This is a genomic window from Candidatus Frankia alpina, from assembly GCF_902806485.1.
Taxonomy (GTDB): domain Bacteria; phylum Actinomycetota; class Actinomycetes; order Frankiales; family Frankiaceae; genus Frankia; species Frankia alpina.
Genome location: NZ_CADCWT010000468.1, coordinates 1 through 1,373, shown reverse-complemented (window position 1 = coordinate 1,373; position 1,373 = coordinate 1). Strand labels below are relative to the sequence as shown.

Genomic DNA, 1,373 nt, shown 5'->3' with positions numbered 1-1,373 from the left:
ACACCAACACAACATTGATGTCACGCAAAGCGACGAAACGTTACCGGGAAAGGCTCAGTGCCGATCGAGGACTGGGACCGGGTCCTCGGGGTGGACCTGCGGGGGGTGTTCCTCTGCCTGCGCGCCGAGCTCGGCCACATGGTCGCCGCCGGGCACGGCCGGATCGTGAACATGGCCTCCAACGCCGGGGTGAAGAACGCCCCGGCGATGGCCGGGTACACCGCCGCCAAACACGGCGTCGTCGACCTGACGAAGAACGCGGCGCTGCAGTACGCCCGGCGCAACATCCGCGTCAACGCCGTCTGTCCCGGCACGATCCTCACCGAGGGGCTGGCCGGCTACGGCCCCGAGCAGCAGGCGGAATGGGCCTCCCTCGTCCCGATGGGGCGCATCGGGACCCCGGCGGAGGTCGCCGGGTCCGTCGCCTACCTGCTCTCCGACGAGGCCGGGTTCATCACCGGCCACTCCCTGCTCATCGACGGCGGGCTCATGTGGGACTGATCGCCGTCGCGGACGGCCGGTGCCCCATGATCGCACCGACCGTGGCCGAGACACCTGGGGAACGGGCCTATACGCTCTTGTGATAATGACTGTCACGACTGAAGTCCTCGTGTCCCCCCCTCTATCGCCCTCGGCCTTCCTGGAGAGCCGGCGGCACGTTCCGACCTCGGCCGCCCCGGTGCTCGTCCCGGGCTGGCGCCGCCTGGCCGTCCTCGCCGCGATCCTGGCCGTGATGGCCGTGACCGTGCACTGGGCGAACGGGTTCGTCGTCGGCCACCTCGACTCCCCGATCGAGTCCTGGATCATCGCCCATCGCACCGCCACGCTGGACTGGATCGTCCGGCGGGTGTCGTTCTTCGGCAGCTCCCGCGTCGTCTACACCCTCGGCCCGCTGCTCGGGCTGGTCGCCTGGGCCCGGTGCCGGACGGTCGGCGCCACCGTCCTCGCCGTCACCGCTCTGCGGCCACTGGCCGAGTTCACCGCGAAGGCGCTGGTCGACCGGCCGCGGCCGGACATCGACCGGATGGTTGCCGGGGTCGGCCCGTCCTTCCCGTGCGGCCACGTGATGGCCGCCGCGGCGCTGTGGGGCATGGTTCCGATCGTGATCTCGCTGTACACGTCGTCGCGGCGGGCCTGGCGGGCGAGCGTCGCCGTCTCGTGCGTGGTCGTCACCGCGATCGGGTCGACCCGGGTGTATCTCGGCGTGCACTGGCCGACCGACGTCGTGGCCGGCACGATCTTCGCCGTGCTGCTGCTCGCCGGAGTCGACCGTGTCTTCCACCGCGCCCACGACCGGCTCGCCTGCCGGCGCGGTGAGGGGAATCTCGCGTCACCTAGCTGAGCCCCGCCCACCTGCGTAGCCGCGTCCGCTG

At 71.0% G+C, this 1,373-nt stretch carries 2 protein-coding genes; both read left to right on the top strand.

Annotation, left to right across the window (positions count from 1 at the left end; translation table 11 throughout):
- Positions 1-57: 57 nt before the first annotated feature.
- The gene (locus G6R25_RS23980; RefSeq protein ID WP_235949532.1) at positions 58-501 is read left to right on the top strand and encodes an SDR family NAD(P)-dependent oxidoreductase; all 444 of its coding nucleotides are present in this window, start codon (positions 58-60) and stop codon (positions 499-501) included.
- 109 nt (positions 502-610) lie between these two features.
- Positions 611-1,342, top strand: a complete 732-nt coding sequence (locus G6R25_RS23975) for a phosphatase PAP2 family protein (RefSeq protein WP_235949531.1) — start codon at positions 611-613, stop codon at positions 1,340-1,342.
- Positions 1,343-1,373 lie beyond the last annotated feature (31 nt).